General features: G+C 70.3%; 18 protein-coding genes. 13 read left to right on the plus strand and 5 right to left on the minus strand.

The features are described 5' to 3' along the window. Nucleotides 1–10: 10 nt before the first annotated feature. Complete coding sequence (locus tag ODJ79_RS09845) at nt 11–1,057, plus strand: permease (RefSeq protein WP_411267288.1); 1,047 nt, start codon at nt 11–13, stop codon at nt 1,055–1,057. Beyond that, nucleotides 1,054–1,794 (plus strand): TIGR03943 family putative permease subunit, encoded by a 741-nt coding sequence (locus tag ODJ79_RS09850; RefSeq protein WP_263023043.1) that lies wholly within the window; start codon nt 1,054–1,056, stop codon nt 1,792–1,794. Before ODJ79_RS09845 ends, ODJ79_RS09850 begins: the two co-directional genes overlap by 4 nt. A gap of 14 nt (nt 1,795–1,808) precedes the next feature. Here the strand turns inward: ODJ79_RS09850 and ODJ79_RS09855 are convergent, their stop codons facing one another. Then, on the minus strand, nt 1,809–2,888 hold the full coding sequence (locus ODJ79_RS09855) for a hypothetical protein (RefSeq protein ID WP_263023044.1): 1,080 nt from the start codon (nt 2,886–2,888) through the stop codon (nt 1,809–1,811). Between the two features lie 148 nt (nt 2,889–3,036). On the opposite strand from ODJ79_RS09855, the gene ODJ79_RS09860 reads away from it, so the two are divergent. The 7 genes from ODJ79_RS09860 (at nt 3,037) to ODJ79_RS09890 (ending at nt 10,481) form a co-directional block, all read left to right on the plus strand. Further along, a complete protein-coding gene (locus ODJ79_RS09860) occupies nt 3,037–3,429 on the plus strand; it encodes an SCO5389 family protein (RefSeq protein WP_263023045.1) in 393 nt (130 codons plus the stop codon). 310 nt (nt 3,430–3,739) lie between these two features. Next, nucleotides 3,740–4,054, plus strand: a complete 315-nt coding sequence (locus ODJ79_RS09865) for a metal ABC transporter permease (protein WP_263023046.1) — start codon at nt 3,740–3,742, stop codon at nt 4,052–4,054. A 238-nt stretch (nt 4,055–4,292) separates the two neighbouring features. Beyond that, complete coding sequence (locus ODJ79_RS09870) at nt 4,293–7,592, plus strand: S8 family serine peptidase (protein WP_411267289.1); 3,300 nt, start codon at nt 4,293–4,295, stop codon at nt 7,590–7,592. Between the two features lie 248 nt (nt 7,593–7,840). Continuing rightward, the gene (locus ODJ79_RS09875; RefSeq protein ID WP_263023047.1) at nt 7,841–8,155 is read left to right on the plus strand and encodes a PadR family transcriptional regulator; all 315 of its coding nucleotides are present in this window, start codon (nt 7,841–7,843) and stop codon (nt 8,153–8,155) included. Then, nucleotides 8,155–9,069: a hypothetical protein gene (locus tag ODJ79_RS09880; protein WP_263023048.1), complete on the plus strand. Its 915-nt coding sequence runs from the start codon at nt 8,155–8,157 to the stop codon at nt 9,067–9,069. Before ODJ79_RS09875 ends, ODJ79_RS09880 begins: the two co-directional genes overlap by 1 nt. A gap of 3 nt (nt 9,070–9,072) precedes the next feature. Further along, nucleotides 9,073–9,213 carry a hypothetical protein gene (locus tag ODJ79_RS09885; RefSeq protein WP_263023049.1) on the plus strand — a complete coding sequence of 47 codons (141 nt, stop codon included), beginning with the start codon at nt 9,073–9,075 and terminating at the stop codon, nt 9,211–9,213. A 92-nt stretch (nt 9,214–9,305) separates the two neighbouring features. Next, a complete protein-coding gene (locus ODJ79_RS09890; protein WP_263023050.1) occupies nt 9,306–10,481 on the plus strand; it encodes a hypothetical protein in 1,176 nt (391 codons plus the stop codon). Between the two features lie 59 nt (nt 10,482–10,540). Here the strand turns inward: ODJ79_RS09890 and ODJ79_RS09895 are convergent, their stop codons facing one another. Further along, on the minus strand, nt 10,541–11,137 hold the full coding sequence (locus tag ODJ79_RS09895; RefSeq protein WP_263023051.1) for a GrpB family protein: 597 nt from the start codon (nt 11,135–11,137) through the stop codon (nt 10,541–10,543). 117 nt (nt 11,138–11,254) lie between these two features. Continuing rightward, nucleotides 11,255–11,680, minus strand: coding sequence for a hypothetical protein (locus tag ODJ79_RS09900; protein ID WP_263023052.1), 426 nt, complete (start codon nt 11,678–11,680; stop codon nt 11,255–11,257). A 166-nt stretch (nt 11,681–11,846) separates the two neighbouring features. On the opposite strand from ODJ79_RS09900, the gene ODJ79_RS09905 reads away from it, so the two are divergent. The 4 genes from ODJ79_RS09905 (at nt 11,847) to ODJ79_RS09920 (ending at nt 14,883) form a co-directional block, all read left to right on the plus strand. Next, a complete protein-coding gene (locus ODJ79_RS09905; protein WP_263023053.1) occupies nt 11,847–12,365 on the plus strand; it encodes an AAA family ATPase in 519 nt (172 codons plus the stop codon). Between the two features lie 27 nt (nt 12,366–12,392). Further along, on the plus strand, nt 12,393–13,124 hold the full coding sequence (locus ODJ79_RS09910) for a phosphotransferase enzyme family protein (protein ID WP_263023054.1): 732 nt from the start codon (nt 12,393–12,395) through the stop codon (nt 13,122–13,124). A 66-nt stretch (nt 13,125–13,190) separates the two neighbouring features. Further along, nucleotides 13,191–13,988, plus strand: a complete 798-nt coding sequence (locus ODJ79_RS09915) for an AIM24 family protein (protein ID WP_263023055.1) — start codon at nt 13,191–13,193, stop codon at nt 13,986–13,988. Between the two features lie 4 nt (nt 13,989–13,992). Further along, nucleotides 13,993–14,883: an AIM24 family protein gene (locus tag ODJ79_RS09920; protein ID WP_263023056.1), complete on the plus strand. Its 891-nt coding sequence runs from the start codon at nt 13,993–13,995 to the stop codon at nt 14,881–14,883. Nucleotides 14,884–14,907: 24 nt separating this feature from the next. Here the strand turns inward: ODJ79_RS09920 and ODJ79_RS09925 are convergent, their stop codons facing one another. Together ODJ79_RS09925 and ODJ79_RS09930 are read right to left on the minus strand one after the other, a co-directional pair. Beyond that, on the minus strand, nt 14,908–15,786 hold the full coding sequence (locus ODJ79_RS09925; protein ID WP_263023057.1) for a ZIP family metal transporter: 879 nt from the start codon (nt 15,784–15,786) through the stop codon (nt 14,908–14,910). 129 nt (nt 15,787–15,915) lie between these two features. Further along, nucleotides 15,916–17,475: a methyl-accepting chemotaxis protein gene (locus ODJ79_RS09930; protein ID WP_263023243.1), complete on the minus strand. Its 1,560-nt coding sequence runs from the start codon at nt 17,473–17,475 to the stop codon at nt 15,916–15,918. Nucleotides 17,476–17,586 lie beyond the last annotated feature (111 nt).

Here is a 17,586-nt window from a genome sequence, read left to right on the forward strand (position 1 = left end):
GGAGCAGTTTGTGAGTGCACCGCAGACCATCGGCACCGACCAGCTGGAGCCATCCCCGGCGACGGACGCCCCGGCAATCGCACCGCCGGCGGCACCGGCGAAGAAGAAATCGCGGGCCGGGTCCCTGGAAGTGCTCACCGGCCTGCTGCTGGTGCTGGTGGTCTTCCGCGGGCCGCTCGGCCACCTGGTTTCCGGCGCCCGCTGGCAGACCTGGACAACGGTGTTCGTCTCCGTCCTCGTACAGGCCTCACCGTTTCTGGTCTTCGGGGTGGTTCTGTCCGCCGTGATCGCGGTGTTCGTACCGCGCGCCTTCTGGGCCCGGGCCCTGCCGAGCCACCCGGCCCTAGCGGTGCCGGCCGCTGGTCTGGCCGGCGTGGTGTTGCCCGGCTGCGAGTGCGGCAGCGTCCCGATCGCCGGGTCGCTGATCCGCCGTGGTGTCACCCCGGCCGCTGCGCTGGCTTTCCTGCTGGCCGCCCCGGCGATCAACCCGATCGTGCTGACCGCCACCGTCGTCGCGTTTCCCGGCCGCCCGCAGATAGCGATCGCCCGTGGCGCGGCGAGCCTGGTCGTGGCGGTCGCGGTGGGCTGGCTGTGGCTGCGGCTGGGCAAGACTGAGTGGATCCGGCTGCCGCACCGCCCGGACCTCGACGGCAAATCCCGCGGCCGGGCGTTCTGGGCGGCCTGCCGGCACGACATCATGCACGCTGGCGGTTTCCTGGTGATGGGCGCCGCCGCGGCCGCCACGATCAACGTCTTCGTGCCCGGGTCCTGGCTGCAGAGCGTGGCCGGCACCCCGGTCGTGTCGGTGATCGCGCTGGCGCTGCTGGCCGTGCTGCTATCGATCTGTAGCGAGGCCGACGCGTTCGTGGCCGCGTCGCTGTCGCAGTTCTCGCTGACCGCGCGCCTGGTGTTCCTGGTCGTCGGCCCGATGGTCGACCTCAAGCTGATCGCCATGCAGGCCGGCACGTTCGGGCGGCGCTTCGCGTTCCGGTTCGCCCCGGCCACCTTCGCCGCCGCGATCCTGGTCGGCGCGGCGTTCGGGGTGGTGCTGCTGTGAACCGGCTCAGCCAGGCCATCGTGATGCTGCTGTTCGGCGGCGCCCTGATCAAGGCCACCGTCACCGACGTCTTCCTGCGCTATGTCAAGGCCGGCCTGCGGCCGTTCCTGCTCACCGCCGGCATCCTGCTGGTCGCCGCCGCCATCATGACGATCTGGTACGAGCTACGACCCGCACCCGCCGGCCAGGAGCACGACCACGGGCACGAGCCGGACGACGGGCACGGACATGGGCACGGGCATCACGAGCCGCGCATCGGCTGGCTGCTGATCCTGCCGGTCATCGGGCTGCTGCTGATCACCCCGCCGGCGCTCGGCGCCTACTCCGCGGGGCAGGCCGGCACCGTCGCGCTCACCGGTGACTCCGACTATCCGCCGCTGCCCGCCGGCGACCCGGCCGAGCTCGGGCTGATCGACTACGCATCGCGCGCCATCTTCGACGGGGGCAAGAGCCTGACCGGGCACACCGTGCAGATGTCCGGCTTCGTCACCCCCGGACCGGACAAGAAACCCATGCTCGCCCGGATCGTTCTCACCTGCTGCGCCGCCGACGGCCGGCCCATCAAGATCGGCCTGGACGGCGACGTCACCGTCGACGCGCCCGCCAACAGCTGGGTCCAGGTCGACGGCGTCTACAGCACCCAGGTCGGCACCGACCCGGTCAACCAGGCCAAGGTCGCCTACCTCACCGTGAAGAGCTGGCAGCAGATCAGCGAGCCCGCCAACCCGTACTCGTAAAGAGAAGTCGGTCTTCAGGCGGTGCGTAGGTCCAGGGCGTGGCGCACGTACGAGTCCTGAGTGCCCGTGGACCACCACAGGATCCCCGCCCGGTAGGAGACCGCGAACGCGTCCGGGCTCACCTCGATCAGGGTGCGGGTGCGCACGTCGTACGCCAGCAACTGGATGTCCCCGGTCAGGTCCGACGTGCCGGTCTGCTGCGAGAGCACCTCGAAGCGATCCAGGACCACCGGGTCGGCTATCACCGTGGCCGCCGTCCCCTCGGCGGCCGTGCGCCGCGCGCTGCCGTCGGGATGCATGACCTCGATGCGGCTGTCGCCATTCTTGGTCAGCGACACCAGCCGGCACCACGCCGGGCTGCACGCCGTCACACCCCGGCTCGAGCTTGGCGCCGTCAGCGTCTGCCCGGTGACCAGGTTGAGCAACTGGGTCGTGCCGCCCGCCGCGGTCACCCCGTCGAGGATCCACGGCCACGCCGACAACGCCCACGTGCCCGGTTGGTCCCGGACCTCGACCGGACCGCCGGCGAGCGCGACCGATCGCAGCTCGGTGAAGTCCCCCGGGCCGGCGGCCACCCAGTGCACCCGGCCGTCGGCGATCACCAGGTCGTCCTGGGACTGGTAGAACCGGGCGTCGCCCAGGTCCGCCGTGAGCCGCCGCGGGGCAGCGCCGGTGCGCAGGTCGACGCTCCACAACTCCTGGCTGCGAGTCGTTCCCGCCACCCAGACGAGCAGGTTGCCCGCGACCGCGGCCGTCGAGAACGACGGGCCGAGCTTGGCCGCGACACTGCGCAGCTGCCGCACCGTGCCATCCGACCGGCGCAAAACCAGCCGCACGCTCTTGCCGTCCCGGCTCGGCGCGGTGCCCACCGACGTCTGCGCATCCAGGAACAGGACCGGCTCGTACGCGGTCCCGTCCGCCAGCGCCGCGGGAAGGGTGCTTCTGACCGCGTGCGGCCACGCCTGAGCTGCGGTCAGCGGAGGCGGGGCCTGCGTCTGTCCCTTCGATGGAGCGGCCAGCAGAGCGCCGCTGATCAGCAGCGCCGCCGCCAGGCTCAGCGGCCGCCGTCCGCGCAGAGCACGCCAGCCGCTCACGGCCACCCTCCCTCGCTGCCCGCACCAGCGGGCACCCGACATGCTAGCCCGTCACTTCCGAGGGTGACCCTTCTTGCTAATGGGAATCGTTTCCAACAAGATGGTCGGCGAACCCGGGTTCGACATCCCATCACCGGAAGGAAACAGCATGTCCTTGAACGTCTCTGACGACCTGCTTGCCCGCGCCGAACGCGGCGAGGTCGACGACGCCGCCTTCGTCGGCTGCGTCCGTGAGTCCCTCCCGTACGCCTGGCAGGTGGTCAGCACGGTCATGACCGATTTGCGGACCGGCGGCGGTGCCTTCGCCGACCACGAGGTGCCCCCGCCGTCCGAGGCGGAACGCGGGCAGTTGCTGCGCGCCCTGGCCAGCGACGCCATCCGCGGCGGACTGGAACGCCACTTCGGCGCCAAGCTCGCCTTCCAGAACTGCCACCGGGTGGCGGCCTTCGCCTACGACCAGGTCGGCGGCGATCGCTGGCAGCAGTTCGTCAGCCCGCGCGGCCAACTGCTCAACCAGTCACCCGAGCTGCGCAACTGCTGATCCTCCGGCGGTGCGGGTCAGGCAGCGCCCGCCCCGCACCGCCCGGCTCGGCAGGGCCCGGTCGCGGACTTGGCGCCTTCGCAAGAGCAGGGGGCCGGCGTCGATCATCAAGAGTGTGTGCGCTTTTGACGTCGATCAAGGGCGACGAACCCGGTAGCCGCGTGTTTGCACGGCGGGGGTGACTATTGGAGGGCGGTCCGTGTTTGCGGCCGGTCGCCTCCGCCGTCGCGGCACAGCAGGATCTCGCCGGGACAGCCGGCGAGCATGCGTCGTGTGATGGCCGCGGCGCCAGGTGTTGCTGGCCGTCGCGATGTCCATCCAGATCGTCGGCGCCCTGCTCGTGCTCAGCATCATGTGCACGCCGGCCGCGGCCGCCATGCGGGTCACCGCTGCCCCGTGCATGGTCGCCCTGCTCGGCGTGGTGTTCGCAGTGTGTTCGGTGGTCGGCGGCATCCTGCTGTCCCTCGGCAGCAGCATCCCGACCAGCCCCTACGTCACCACCATCTCCTTCGCCATCTACCTCGCCTGCCGACTGATCGGCAACCGGCGCAGCCGGGGCGGCTACCCCGCCGGGCCGGCGGACCTCGGCCGGCTCGCGCCGCCCCGAGCGACACAGCGCGTCTGACCTGTTCGACGGGTTCACGCTCACCGTGATGATCGTCGAGGTGTTGCGCCACGCCAGGCATCGCGCCGGACTCCCCTGGGCATCGGACGTCCTCAACGTCCACATATGTTCATGACCGAATGTCACGACCGCGTCACGACAAGATCGACGGTAGTGACTTCGACGTTCTTCGAATGCAGGATCCCAGGGATGCGCCTGGTGAATCACGCTGGGCGCCTTCCCTCCGGAGGACCCGTACGTGAGACACACATCCACTTGGGGCCGTCGGACGTTTGCTTCTGTGCTGGCGGTCGGGGTGATCGCCGGCGTGGCCACGCTCAGCGGGTCGATCCCGGCTGCGGCGGCGCCCGGCGCGGGTTCGGTGCCCATGGCCTTGCAGAAGACGCCCGAGGACCCGTCCGTCCCCAAGGACTCGCCGGCCGCCGAGCTCGGCTCGCACGACGCCGACCTGCTGGCGCGGGCCGAGGCCGCGAAGAAGCCGAACGTCACCGTCATCATCGCCACCGACAAGGGCAAGGCGGGCGACGTGGCTGCCCGGGTCAAGGGCCTCGGCGGTACGGTGACCCGCCGCGTCGACCAGGTCGGCTACGTGCTGGCCTCGGTGCCCACGAACAAGGTCGTCAACACCGCGAAGCTGCCGGGCATCTCGGCCGTCGACCTCGACGAGACAATCAAGCTTCCGGAGCCGGACCTCGGCAAGGTCGGCGAGCAGGCGGCCAAGCAGGCCGCGCCGCCGGCCGGCCCGGGCGCGACCACGCCCGCCGCGAACCCGTACCTGCCGACCGACGAGACCGGCTCGGTCGACTTCAAGAAGAAGCACCCGACCTGGGACGGCCGCGGCGTCACCATCGGCATCATGGACTCCGGCGTGGACATCGATCACCCGGCGCTGCAGAAGACCACCACCGGCGAGCGGAAGATCGTCGACTGGGTCACCGCCACCGACCCGCTGCTGGAGAGCGACGGCTCCTGGCGCGCCATGCTCACCCAGGTAAGCGGGCCGTCGTTCGCGTACGCGGGCCAGACGTGGAAGGCGCCGGCCGGGAACTGGCGGATCAACCGGTTCTCCGAAAGCATCACCGCCACGAGCGAGCCCGAGGGCGACGTCAACCGTGACGGCGACACCACCGACTGGTGGGGCATCCTCTACGACCCGGTCAGCCACGACATCCGGGTCGACACCAACCAGAACTTCGACTTCACCGACGACGCGGTCATGCGCCCGTACAAGGAGAAGTTCGACGTCGGCCACTTCGGCACCGACAACCCCGCCACCGCGGTGGTCGAGCGGATGCCGTTCGTCGTCGAGTACCGCGAGGACGTCGACCTCACCCCGGCCGGTCTGCCCGGGCAGACCGCCGACTTCGTCAGCATCGGCATCACCGAGGGCCTGCACGCATCGCACGTGGCCGGCATCGCGGCCGGCAACGACCTGCTCGGCAACACCAACCTGGACGGCCAGGCGCCGGGCGCGAAGATCGTGTCCGCGCGGGCCTGCTCGTGGGGCGGCGGCTGCACGGCGGCCGCGTTGACCACCGGCATGGTCGACCTGGTCGTCAACCGGCACGTCGACGTGGTGAACATGTCGATCGGCGGCCTGCCGGCGCTGAACGACGCCAACAACGCCCGCGCCGTCCTCTACGACAAGCTGATCAACGACTACGGCGTGCAGCTGTTCATCTCGGCCGGCAACAGCGGCCCAGGCGTGAACACCATCGGGGACCCGTCGGTCGCGAACGACGTGGTCAGCGTGGCAGCGAGCGTCAGCGACGACACCTGGCTGGCCAACTACGGCTCGGTCACCCGCCGGCCGCTGCAGCTGTTCCCGTTCTCCTCCCGCGGCCCGCGCGAGGACGGCGGCTTCAAGCCGAACATCTCCGCTCCGGGTTCGGCCATCTCCGCCACGCCGACGTGGGAAGTGGTGCCAAGCACGCTGCCCGTCGGTTACACCCTGCCGATCGGCTACGCGATGGAGAACGGCACCTCGATGGCGGCGCCGGAGGCCACCGGCGGCGCGGCGCTGCTGCTGTCCGCGGCCAGGGCCACCGACCTCGGCGTCACCCCGGCGTCGCTGCGCCGCGCGCTCTATTCGACCGCGAAGCTCATCCCGGGCGAGTCGGTCAACGCGCAGGGCTACGGCCAGATGAACGTCCCCGACGCGTGGAAGCTGCTGGCGAAGAATTCCCCGGTGCGCGACTACACCTCCTCGGCGCCGGTCTGCACCCCGCTCGACGACTTCCTCGCTACCCCCGGCCAGGGCGCCGGCATCTACAACCGGTGCGCAACCGGTCAGGGCGGCCTCAAGGCGGGCCAGAGCAAGACCTACACGGTCAAGCTGACCCGGACCAGCGGGCCGAGCAAGGCGATCACCCACAGGCTGACCTGGGTGGGCGACCGCAACGCGTTCTCCTCGGCAGGATCGGTGGCGCTGCCGCTGAACAAGACCGTCTCGGTTCCGGTGACCGTCCATGCCCAGCCGGGTGACGCCAGCGCGATCCTGCGCGTCGACGACCCGTCCACCCCGGTGGTCGACTTCGAGGTGCTCAACACGGTCGTGACCGGCGTCGACACCAAGAAGCCGGCGTACGCCCAGACGTTCGCCGGCTCGGTGGACCGGAACTCGACGACCTCGTACTTCGTGACCGTGCCCAAGGGCACGACCGCGCTGCAGGTCGACCTGTCCGGCATCGCCACCGGCTCGCAGACCCGCTGGATCGCGATCAACCCGTGGGGTGTCCCGGTAGACAGCACCGCGTCGGCCGCCTGCTACACGAACTACTCCGACGCGTCGGTCTGCAAGCCGCAGGAGCGGTCGTACGAGAACCCGATCCCGGGTGTGTGGGAGCTCGAGGTGGAGTCGCGGCGCACCTCGCCGTCGCTGAACAACCCGTTCAAGCTCACCGCGAAGATCCAGGGCGTCACGGTCGCCCCGGAGACGGTCACCCTGTCGAGCGTCAAGGTCGGCGTGGCCACCCCGGTCACCTGGACCGTCACCAACACGTTCGGACCGCTGACCGTGACCGGCCAGGGAGGCCCGCTCGGCAGCGCGAACCGGCAGCGCCCGACGATCGCCGACGGTCAAAGCCAGGAGTACACGGTCGAGGTGCCCGCCGGGGCGCAGCGTCTCGACGTCTCGATCGGCAACCCGAGCGACGTCGCGGCCGACCTGGACCTGACCGTCCTCAAGGACGGCGTGAAGGTCGCCCAGCAGGCCGATGGCGACGCAGACGAAGCGGTCTCGATCGCCAACCCGGCCGCCGGCACGTACACCGTGCGGGTCGACGGCTACGCGGTGCCCAGCGGCTCCACCGCGTACGACTATCTCGATGTGTACTACAGCCCCACCTTGGGCGGAGTCGCTGTCACGGCGACGCCGGTATCGCTGGCCAGCGGGGCGCACACAACCCTCACCGGCACGGTCACCGCGGCCTCGGTGCCACCGGCCGGCCGTAGCCTGTTCGGTGAGGTCGCCGTGGTCACCGACGAGGGCGCGGTCGTCGGCCGCGGCTCGGTCGCCATCACCACCGTCACCCCGTAACCACGCAGGAGCACAGCAAGCCCGTCCGGGTCACCGGGCGGGCTTGCTGTCCATCGGCGCACTCCCGACGGTTGAACACCCGCCACCGTCGCGCCAGCCAGGGCGGAAAGGAATTCGTTCCTGCACGTCGTTCGATGCCTCCGGAGTCAGGTCGGTGATCGGCGTCCGTGACCGCCCGTGGGCCTCACGACAGCGGCTCGGCGGCGCCTCTCTTGACGCCAACTACTACATGTGTAGAGTTTACGTCCGTGCAGCGTAACCGCCCCCCTTCGCCGCAGACGGTCGATGTTCTGCTGGCGCTGGCCGCCGAGCCGGCCCGGTGGCGTTACGGCTATGACCTGGCCACCGAGGTGCACCTCAAGTCGGGCTCGCTGTACCCGATCCTGGTGCGGCTGGCCGACCGCGGCCTGCTGGAGACGTCCTGGGAGCAGGGCGTCGGCAGCCGGCCGCCCCGGCATCTGTACCGCCTCACCGGCGCCGGCCGCGAGTTCGTCGCCGCCCTGACCGCCGCGCGCCGCGACCGCACTGCCACCCGCCCCCATCGCCGCCTGAGTGAGGCATAATGCCGTTCTTCATCGTGCTCCTGCTGACGCCGATCGGCGTGGCGATCGCGTTGTACCGCCGCAACCCGCGCCGGTTCCTGGACGGCCCCACCGAGGACGCCCCGCTACGGCTTCTGCGCTGGGCGCTCAGCCTGCTCTCCCCGCAACGGGCCGAGTGGGGCCAGGCCATGCTCGGCGAACTCGCCCACCTCGACGGCCGCTGGCCGCGAATGCGCTTCGCTCTCGGCTGTGCCGCAGCCGCGCTGGTCATGCCACCGTGGGGCCGGGCCGCCGTCGCCTTCTGGGCAACAGTCGGCGTCGCCGCGAGCACCCTCGCCATCTACGCCGTCCTGTTTGTCGACTATCGGCTCGGCACCGGCGACTGGATCATGCTGGCCGTCCTCGGCATCGTCTGTGCCGGGGTCCTGCTCGGTGCGATCGCGTTGTTGCGCCGGCCCGGCGTCGCGCTGCCGGGCCTGTTGGGTGGGGTGTTCGCGACCCTCGTGTGGCTGGGGCTTTCCGGGCTCTCCGCGGTCGACCAGGTCACCTTCATCCCGGTCGGCTGGCAGAAGGGGGTGACCATGTTCGCGGTGCCCGCAGCCATCGGCATCGCCGGCACGCTGTGGCTGCGGAGTGCGGACGGGGGCCGTCGTGCCGCCCGCCTGGCCGCCCTGAGCGCCGGCCTGCTGGAGCTGCTGTACGCCACGATCGCGGTCGCCATCCTCGGCGGCGGCGGCCCACCCGATCAGGACGGTGGCTTCACCCTCCGCGGTACGGTCAGCGACCGCCTCGGCAACAACATCGTCCACCTCGCGATCAACACCCTGTTCATCGCGATGGTGGGCTGGGCCGCCGCCGCCCTCACCGGCTATCTGGCACGCCGCGTACTCCCACCCGCCGGCCCGCCGACCAGCGGCCCTATCCAGGAGGCGTGAACCATGACCACACCAGATCCCGCGAGCCAGCCGACGCCGGCACGGCCACCCCGAGGCCGCCGGGCCGTACGGCTCACCCTGATCATCCTCGGCATCGCCGTCTTGATGGCGCTCGTTGCCGGCACGCAGCTCAGCGGCCGCTGAACTAGTGGAAGACCATTCCGGCGGCGGACGACGACACCGCCGTCCTGCCGTGGACGGCGACGCCGGGCTGGCATTCCCTGACCGTACGGTCGGTGAAGTCGGATGGTTCCACGTCGATGGAGGCGTACTACCAGTTCGACGTCATCGACACCCGTCCGAGCGCCTACGCCAACGAGCTGAACATCTCGCCGCGCATTGACGGGGTCGGCGTGCCGCTGAGCATCGAGTTGGAAAGCCAGCTGCCGAACCTGACCGGTTTCGCCTACCGATTCGACGGCGGCCCCGAGCAGACCGTGTCCAACGACGGCAACCCGTACGCTCTCATCACGGTCACGCCGACACACGCCGGTGACAACACCGTGGTGCTTGAGGCGCTGTTGTCGGACGGTACGCGATCGCCCGCCACCACCTACACGTTCGGCATCTGGTCCGGTCCCGTGGTCACGCACACGCCCGAGGGCAGCGGGACCGTCGGCCGGCCCGCGACGTTCACCTTCCACCCTGGGCTGCCGGATGTCGCCTCCTACCGCTACTCGTTGAACGGCGCCGACGAGGAGACGATCGCGGCCGGTCCCGACGCGACCGCGACGGTCACGTACACGCCGACCTCGTGGGGCTACAACGACGTGCGCGTCACGAGCGTGGGTGCCGACGGCACCGAGTCGGACCTGCGGATCGAGCCCTTCGACGTGCGGGACAACAAGGTCGACGTGTACAGCACGTACGACTGGTCGCGTAAGGGGATCGGCTGGACCGGATACTTCTTCTTCTACACCCAGCTGTTCGGCGAGGTGACCGAGTACCACTATCGCGTCAACGACGGCCCGGAGCAGGTTCTGCCGGCCAGCACCGACGGCATGTCGACGCAGGTCGCGGTGCCGTTCGACCGCAACGGCACGAACACGCTGCACGTACAGAGCCGGACGTCGGGCGGCGAGCTCTCGCCGGTGACGGACTTCGACTTCGAGGTGGGCAACGCGCCCTACGTCGTGAGTGCGCAGTATCCGGACGGCACCTGGTCGGGCGGTGGCGGTGTTCCCGGCACCTTCGAGTTCAGCGGAGGTACGCCGGGAATCGTGTCCTTCACCTGGCAGATCGACGACGGCCCGTCGACGGTCGTCCCGGCCGACAGCAACGGGACCGCGTCGATCACCTACACGCCGCCGCACAACAACGAGTCGCACACCCTGTACGTGACCGGCCACAAGGCGGACGGCACCGACACCGACGCCACGTCCTACGACGTCTACGCCTCGGCCGGCGCCTGACGGCGACCGCCGGCCTCCTGGTGTCAGTGTTCAGGACACCAGGGGGCCGGTTTCGTCGATCAACCGCCGGCGCCCGATGCGAAGATGCGTTCGAAGATGGCGTCGATGACTTCGCTCTTGGCCATGGTGTAGTCGCCGTCGGCCGCTTCGCGGGCCAGGCGCCGCTTGGTCGCGGCGTACAGCTCGCGATCGTCGGGGTGGGTGCGCAGCCAGTCACGCAGTAGCCGGTGGCGGACTGCCTCCGGTGTGTCCCTCGGCCAAACGTGCAGGTGGATGGTCTCGTCGGCGTCGACGAGCATGCGGTGCCCATGCCACCACGGCTCACGCAGGACCAGGACGTACCCGAGCTCCTCCAGGGCCGGAAGGTAGCGGGACTCCTCCTCGGTGTCGGCGATCGTGAGGTCGACGTCCACGATGGACTTCGCGGCCAGTCCCGGCACCGAGGTGGACCCGACGTGCTCCAGCCCGAGGACCTGGTCGGCGAGAGTGCCGCGGAGCGTGGCGGCGACCGCTTCGTAGCGGTCGGCCCAGGCGGGGTCGTACTCCTCGATGACGATCGGTTTCCAGCCGTTGGGCGGCTCGCGGACAAGGCGCGTCGCATCCTGTTCGGGCGTGCCCAGCAGTCGCTGCCGGATGTCGTCGGAAAACTCGGGCATCATGCCACCTCCTGAGCGAATCAAAGTTCGCCAGAATACGGCGCCGGCGACGGATCAGTCAGCCGTGTTCCCGCGTTGGCGGCGGCAGGAACCGACCTGCCGCCGCCAACAACCGGATCAGTTGTCGTTGTAGAACTTGTAGGCCTTGCACTCGCCCTCTTCGCCGGGCCCGTCGTACATGCAGAAGAGGAAGCCGATGTAGCGCTTCTCCGGCAGGTCGTAGGCGCCGCCTTCGCTGGCCCGGTGGGTGGAGCAGTTGCCTTTCCCGCCCACGTGGAAGGTGTACTGGGTCGGCCCGTACGCGTCGTCGAGGCTCACGTACATCTTCACGCCGTGACCGTCGGCGTCCGCATCGCAGATCGTGACGACGTCACCGTGTTCGGTGAAGGTGGCCGTGCCGTAGTAGCCGAAGACGCTGCCACCGAACGCATCCCCGGTGTGCATCTCGTGGTAGGAATCCGACGCCATCGCCGGGCTCTGCAAGCCGACCACCAGCGCGGAGGCCGCCGCCGCCAGGGTGAGGGCAGCACGGGCGTACTTCATGTCGTTCCCTTCGGAAATCTCTTGGCGCGCCGCGGCCGTGACGCCGCGACCGGTGTGATCACCTGCGACCAGTTGATCTCGGCAGTGCGGACGAACGCCAGCCGCGCACCTGTTGATCAATCAACTCCGGACAACCGCGCCGGGACGGCCGACTAGCGTCGACCCCATGATCGTGTGGCTCAACGGCACCCATGGCGTCGGCAAGACGACGACCAGCGCGCTCGTGCAGCAGCTGATCCCGGATTCCCGGGTGTTCGACGCCGAGAAGGTCGGCGAGACGCTCATGGACATCACGCCGGGGCTGCCCAGCACGGACAACTTCCAGCACTGGCCGCCGTGGCGGCAGCTGGTCGTCGAGACCGCCCGCCGGGTCCTCGAATACACCGGCGGCACGCTGGTGATCCCGATGACCGTCCTGGTCGAGGAGTACTGGCGGGAGATCAGCGCGGGCCTCGCCCACCACGCCATCAAGGTCCGGCACTTCGTCCTGCACGCCGATCAGGACACCCTCCGCGGGCGCATCGAGGGAGAACATCCCGTCCCGTCCCCGTTCCGCCTCAAATATCTCGAGCCGTACGCCGAGGCGGCCCGCACCTGGCTACCCGGCCAGGCCGAGGTCATCGACACCACGCACCGCACGCCCGCCCAGGTCGCGCTGCAAATCGCCGAGGCCGTCCGAAAGTAGGTCGTGGCCTTTCGTAGAATGTGGCCAATGGGGTGGGAGGTGCTCGAGCAGTGGGGTGACGACGTCGCTCGCATCGAGCCGCTCACCGGCGGAGTCGCCAACGACGTCTGGAGCGTCCGCGTCGACGGCCGCCTCGCGGTCGGTCGTCTCGGCACCAGGAGCGACGCCGATCTCGCATGGGAGACCGAGCTGCTCCACTATCTCGACCGGGCGGGTCTGACCGTGCCGGTGCCGATCCCGACCAGGGCCGGCCGGCTGTTCGCCGGCGGTCTGGTGGTGATGACCTATCTGGAGGGCGGACCGCCCGAGACACAGGCCGACTGGCGTCGCGTGGCCGGCACGCTCCGCGAGGTGCATCGGCTGACACGGGGCCGGCCGCAGCGGCCGGGCTGGCGATCGTCGACCGACCTCCTGCACGCCGAGACCGGGACGAAGGTCGACCTCGGCGCGATGCCACCGGAGGGGGTGGCTCGATGCCGGGCGGCTTGGGCGCGGCTCAGCGGGCGCCAGACGTGCGTCGTCCACGGCGACCCCAACCCTCGTAACGTTCGCATCACCGCGGATCGGGTCGCGCTGATCGACTGGGACGAGGCGCACGTCGACGTCCCCGACCTCGACCTCGTGTTGCCCGGCAACGCCGCGGGCCTCGACGACGATGCGTACGACATCGCCGCGCAGGCATCGGCCGCTTGGGAGGCCGCGGTCTGCTGGGACGACGACTACTCGGTCAAGCGGCTTGCCGAAGTTCGAGCGGTCTGAGGACCGCACCGGGTCGACCGAACCAGCGGGCGTCCGCGCGGGCGTCGCTCTGCTACGTTCCGCGCCGTGGAACGCATCGAATGTCAGTGGTGCCGGCTGCAGAACGCGCCCGGCACCACGTCCTGCCTAACCTGCGGCGCGCCGCTGGATGTCAGGAACGTGGTCAGCGACTCGGGCTGGCGGGAGGCGCCCCGGCTGCGGGACATGACCGAGTTCCGGTTCGCCAACTCGACCGTGCAGGTCGAGGGCGAGCTGGTGCCGGTTGCCGAGATCGCGCTGGCGCACGGCGACGCGGTGTACTTCGAGCACCACGTCCTGCTCTGGAAGGACGAGGTCACGCCGGTCGTGGCCGTGCCGACGCAGGGTGGCGCCCGGCGGATCTTCGGCGGGATGCCGTTCGTGCTGACCATGGCGTACGGGCCGGGCCGGGTCGCGTTCTCCCGGGACTCGCCGGGCGAGCTGGTCGTGCTGCCGCTGCACCCGGGTATGGAGCTGGACGTCCGCGAGCACGCGTTCCTGCTGGCCAGCAACACGATCGGCTATTCCTTCGTGCGGATCCAGGGGCTGGCGAACGTGCTGCACGGCGGCAACGGCATGTATCTGGACCGGTTCGTCACCGCGGGCGCACCGGGCCTGCTGATGCTGCACGGCAACGGCAATGTCTTCGAACGCTGGCTGCAGCCGGGCGAGAAGATCATGGTCGAGCCGGGCGGCTTCCTCTACAAGGACGCCTCGGTGACCATGCAGGCGGTGCAGATGCCGGTCAAGACCGGCCTGCTGCGCCGAGGCATGTACCTGGCCGAGATGACCGGCCCGGGCCGGGTGGGCATCCAGTCGATGTACGTCCACCACCACGCGGGGTGACCTGATGACTATTCCCGAGGGCCAGGTCGTCTGCCGCTACTGCCGGATGGCGCATCCCGCCGGCGGCACCTCCTGCCCGAGCTGCGGGGCGGCGCTGGACATCCGGACGGCCGTCGCCCGCTCCGGCTGGGTCGAGCAGCCGCCGATCAAGGACATGGCCCGGATCCAGTTCGGACAGTCCCGGGTCCAGATCGAGGGCACGTACGTGCCGGTCGCCGATTTCGCGCTGGCGGAGCCGGACTGGATCTTCTTCTCGCACCACGCGCTGCTCTGGACCGAGCCGGGCGTCCGGCTGTCGAACACGTCGCTCGCCGGCGGGTGGAACCGGATGATGTCCGGCCTGCCGCTGATCATGCTGGAGGCGCGCGGGCCGGGTCGGATCGCTCTCTCCGGCGACCGGCCGGGCGAGGTGGTGGCGCTGCCGCTGATGCCGGGCCGGCAGATCTGGACGCGCGAGCACCGGTTCCTGAGCGCCACCGGCAACGTCAGCTACACCTGGCAGCAGACCGGGATCTGGTACACCACCGGCTCCGGCGACGACAAGGAGACGCACTACCCGGTCGGCCGGTACGGCGACATCTTCATGTGCCAGCAGACGCCCGGTTTGCTCCTGCTGCACGCGCCCGGCAACACGTTCCTGCGTGACCTCGCGCCCGGCGAGACCGTGCTGGTGCAGCCGGGGGCGCTGCTCTACCGCGACATGACCGTCGCCTCGCACCTGCACCTGGAGTATCCGCAAGGCGGGCCGACCATCTCGTGGCGGCGGGCGTTCAGCCAGCGCACGGTCTGGCTGCGGCTGGTCGGCCCGGGCCGGGTCGCGGTGTCGTCGGTCTTCGGCCACACCAGCTCGCTGTCGATCAACCAGCATTCCCCCGCGACGTCCCGCCGGTGGTGAGCCCCCGGCGGCCGAGCGACCGCGTCAGGCGCCGCCGGCGGTGACGATCGCGTCGGTGAGGAAGCCGGCCAGCAGGCCGAGCAGCAGGCCCCAGGTGGTGATCTCCTTGGCGCCCATCTTGCGGGCGACGGCGAGCAGCTCGATCACGACGTACAGGATCGAACCGGCCGCCAGGGCCAGGAACGCGACGGCGATGGTCTCGTTGGTGAAGCGCTGCCCGACCAGGGTGCCGATGAAGGTCGGGCCGCCGCCGATCAGGCCGAGCGCGGCGAGGAAGCCCCAGGAGGGGCGGGTGCCGGCGGCGGCCAGCGGCGCCACGATGCCGAAGCCCTCGGTGGCGTTGTGCAGGGCGAACCCGACGATGAGCAGCACCGCCAGGGCGATCTCGCCGGACGCGGCGGAGTTGCCGATGGCGAGGCCCTCGGCGAAGTTGTGCAGCCCGATCCCGGTCGCGATCATGAGGGCCAGTTGGCCCGCCGGGCTGCGCCAGACCGGGGGCGCGGTCACCGGGGCCAGTTGGGCCGAGGCGCGGTCGGCGACGCCGCCGGCCGGCACCGCGACGGGCTCGGGCGCGGGGACGACGACCGGGCGGGCCGCGTCGCTGCGCCGGGCCACCCATCGATCGAAATAGACCAGGCCGAGCAGCCCGACACCGAGCCCGGCGGCGAGGACGACGCCGTTTCCGGCGGCGGCGCCGTAGTGGTGCTCGCCCAGCGCGTCGTCGATCGGCTCCCAGGCGTGCGTGAGGACGTCCCAGAGCAGGAACAGCAGGATGCCGGTGGCGCCGGCGTTGAGCAGTGCCCGCAGCCGGGGCGCCGGGTTCCGCAGCCGCCCGATGGGCAGGCCCAGGAAGATGGTGAACCCGGCGATGGCGCCCAGAAGGGCGATGCTGGTGGCGGACATGGCTGCTCCCGACGCGACGCAGTGTAGGCGAGGGCAGGCTAACCTAATGCCGCGCCACCTACAAGTCGTAGGCGCCGGATCGGAGTACGGGGCCGGACCGGTGCGGTCCGGCCCCGTACTCGCGGTTGGTCAGGTCAACCGGAAGCGGGCGACGATGGACCGCAGCTCCCCGCCCATCCGGGCGAGATCCGCCGCGGACTGCTGGGAGTGGCTCACGCCGGTGGTGGTGATCTCCGCGGCCTGGGCCACGGCGGCGATCGTGGTGGCGATGTCGCGGCTGCTGTCGGCGGCCTCGGCGACGCTGCGGCTCATCTCGCCGGTGGTGGCGGTCTGCTCCTCGACCGCGGTCGCGATCCGGGTCTGGTACTCGCTGATCCGCCCGATGATCTCGGCGATCTGCTCGATGGCCCCGACGGCGCTCGCCGTGTCGGCCTGGATCGCCTCGACCCGCTGCGAGATGTCCTCGGTGGCCTTCGCGGTCTCCTGCGCGAGGTCCTTGACCTCGCTGGCGACGACCGCGAAGCCCTTGCCCGCCTCACCCGCGCGGGCGGCCTCGATGGTGGCGTTGAGCGCCAGCAGGTTGGTCTGCTCCGCGATGGCGGTGATCAGCTTGACGACGTTGCCCACCTCGGCCGAGGAGGTGCCGAGCTTGCCGACCGTCGCGTTGGTCGCCTGCGCCACGCTGACCGCCTCGGCCGCGACCGAGGCGGCCTCCCCGGCGTTCTCGGCGATCTCGCGGATCGCGGAGCCGATCTCGGTGCTTCCGTCGGCGACCGCGTCGACGTTCGTCGACACCTGCGTGGCCGCCCGGGTCACCTCCTGCGCCTGCGCGCTGGTCTCGTCGGCCGACGCGGCGATCTGCTCGGCGGTGCGGGAGAGGTCGTCGGAGGCGCCGGCGAGCGAGTCGGCGTGCCCGGAGACCGCTCCCATCGTGTCGCGCAGCGACTCGACAGTCTCGTTCAACGCGTCCCCGAGCTGACCGAGCTGATCCCGGCTCCGGATGTCCACCGTCGCGGTGAGGTCTCCCTTGGCGAGCTTGCCGAGGGCGGCGACGACGAGCGACAGCGGCCGGACCACGGAGCGGGTGACCAGGATGCTCAGCGCGACCGCCAAGGCCAGCCCGACCAGCAGCGCGCCGACCAGGGCGTACCGGCCCAGCCGTTCGGCGTTCTCGCTCTGCTTGCGGGCCGCGTCCATCCGCTGGTCGACGGACTTGCCGAGCGCGTCGGCCGTGTCCTCGATCGTGCCGAGCGACTCCGCCGCGGGGCCGTCGTTGATCGCGTCCATCGCCTTGACCTTGCTGGCCTGGGTGCCGTCGGCGACCCAGTTCATCACCTTCGCGTCCCAGTCGAAGAAGTCGTCCCAGGCCGGCTTGAGCTTCGCGTACAGCGCCTGCTCGGCGGGAGTCATGTAGGCCGTGTGGGCCTTCTTGAAGCTCTCGTACAGCTTGTCCTTGGCCTTGAGCTCGGCCCCACGGTTGAAGCTGTCCGTGCTGAGCGCGGCCTTCGAGCCGTACGCCCCGGCGTCAGCGACGACAAGTCCCTGCCAGCCGGAAATGTCCGCCATCTGGTACATGGCCAGATCCACGTCGCCCTGCACCAGCTGCAGGTCGGTGATCTGCTGCTGGGCCTGCTGCTGGCGGGACATCGCCCACCAACCCACCCCGGCAGACGCGATCATCAGCACCATGAGCACGGAGAACGCACCCCCGAGCCGCTTACCCACACCCGCTCGACCGAAGCGCACAATCATCCCTTCCGCGCCTGACTTTGATACCGCCATATCGGCCGGGATCGGTGG

The organism is Actinoplanes sp. KI2, from assembly GCF_025630775.1.
GTDB lineage: Bacteria > Actinomycetota > Actinomycetes > Mycobacteriales > Micromonosporaceae > Actinoplanes.

Bases quoted from the DNA above. Each gene is read 5' to 3' on its own strand.
- ODJ79_RS09860 (WP_263023045.1), top strand. From the start codon at position 3,037: ATGTCCTTGAACGTCTCTGACGACCTGCTTGCCCGCGCCGAACGCGGC.
- ODJ79_RS09865 (WP_263023046.1), top strand. From the start codon at position 3,740: ATGTCCATCCAGATCGTCGGCGCCCTGCTCGTGCTCAGCATCATGTGC.
- ODJ79_RS09880 (WP_263023048.1), top strand. From the start codon at position 8,155: ATGCCGTTCTTCATCGTGCTCCTGCTGACGCCGATCGGCGTGGCGATC.
- ODJ79_RS09885 (WP_263023049.1), top strand. From the start codon at position 9,073: ATGACCACACCAGATCCCGCGAGCCAGCCGACGCCGGCACGGCCACCC.
- ODJ79_RS09895 (WP_263023051.1), bottom strand. From the start codon at position 11,137: ATGCCCGAGTTTTCCGACGACATCCGGCAGCGACTGCTGGGCACGCCC.
- ODJ79_RS09900 (WP_263023052.1), bottom strand. From the start codon at position 11,680: ATGAAGTACGCCCGTGCTGCCCTCACCCTGGCGGCGGCGGCCTCCGCG.
- ODJ79_RS09905 (WP_263023053.1), top strand. From the start codon at position 11,847: ATGATCGTGTGGCTCAACGGCACCCATGGCGTCGGCAAGACGACGACC.
- ODJ79_RS09910 (WP_263023054.1), top strand. From the start codon at position 12,393: ATGGGGTGGGAGGTGCTCGAGCAGTGGGGTGACGACGTCGCTCGCATC.
- ODJ79_RS09920 (WP_263023056.1), top strand. From the start codon at position 13,993: ATGACTATTCCCGAGGGCCAGGTCGTCTGCCGCTACTGCCGGATGGCG.
- ODJ79_RS09925 (WP_263023057.1), bottom strand. From the start codon at position 15,786: ATGTCCGCCACCAGCATCGCCCTTCTGGGCGCCATCGCCGGGTTCACC.
- ODJ79_RS09930 (WP_263023243.1), bottom strand. From the start codon at position 17,475: ATGGTGCTGATGATCGCGTCTGCCGGGGTGGGTTGGTGGGCGATGTCC.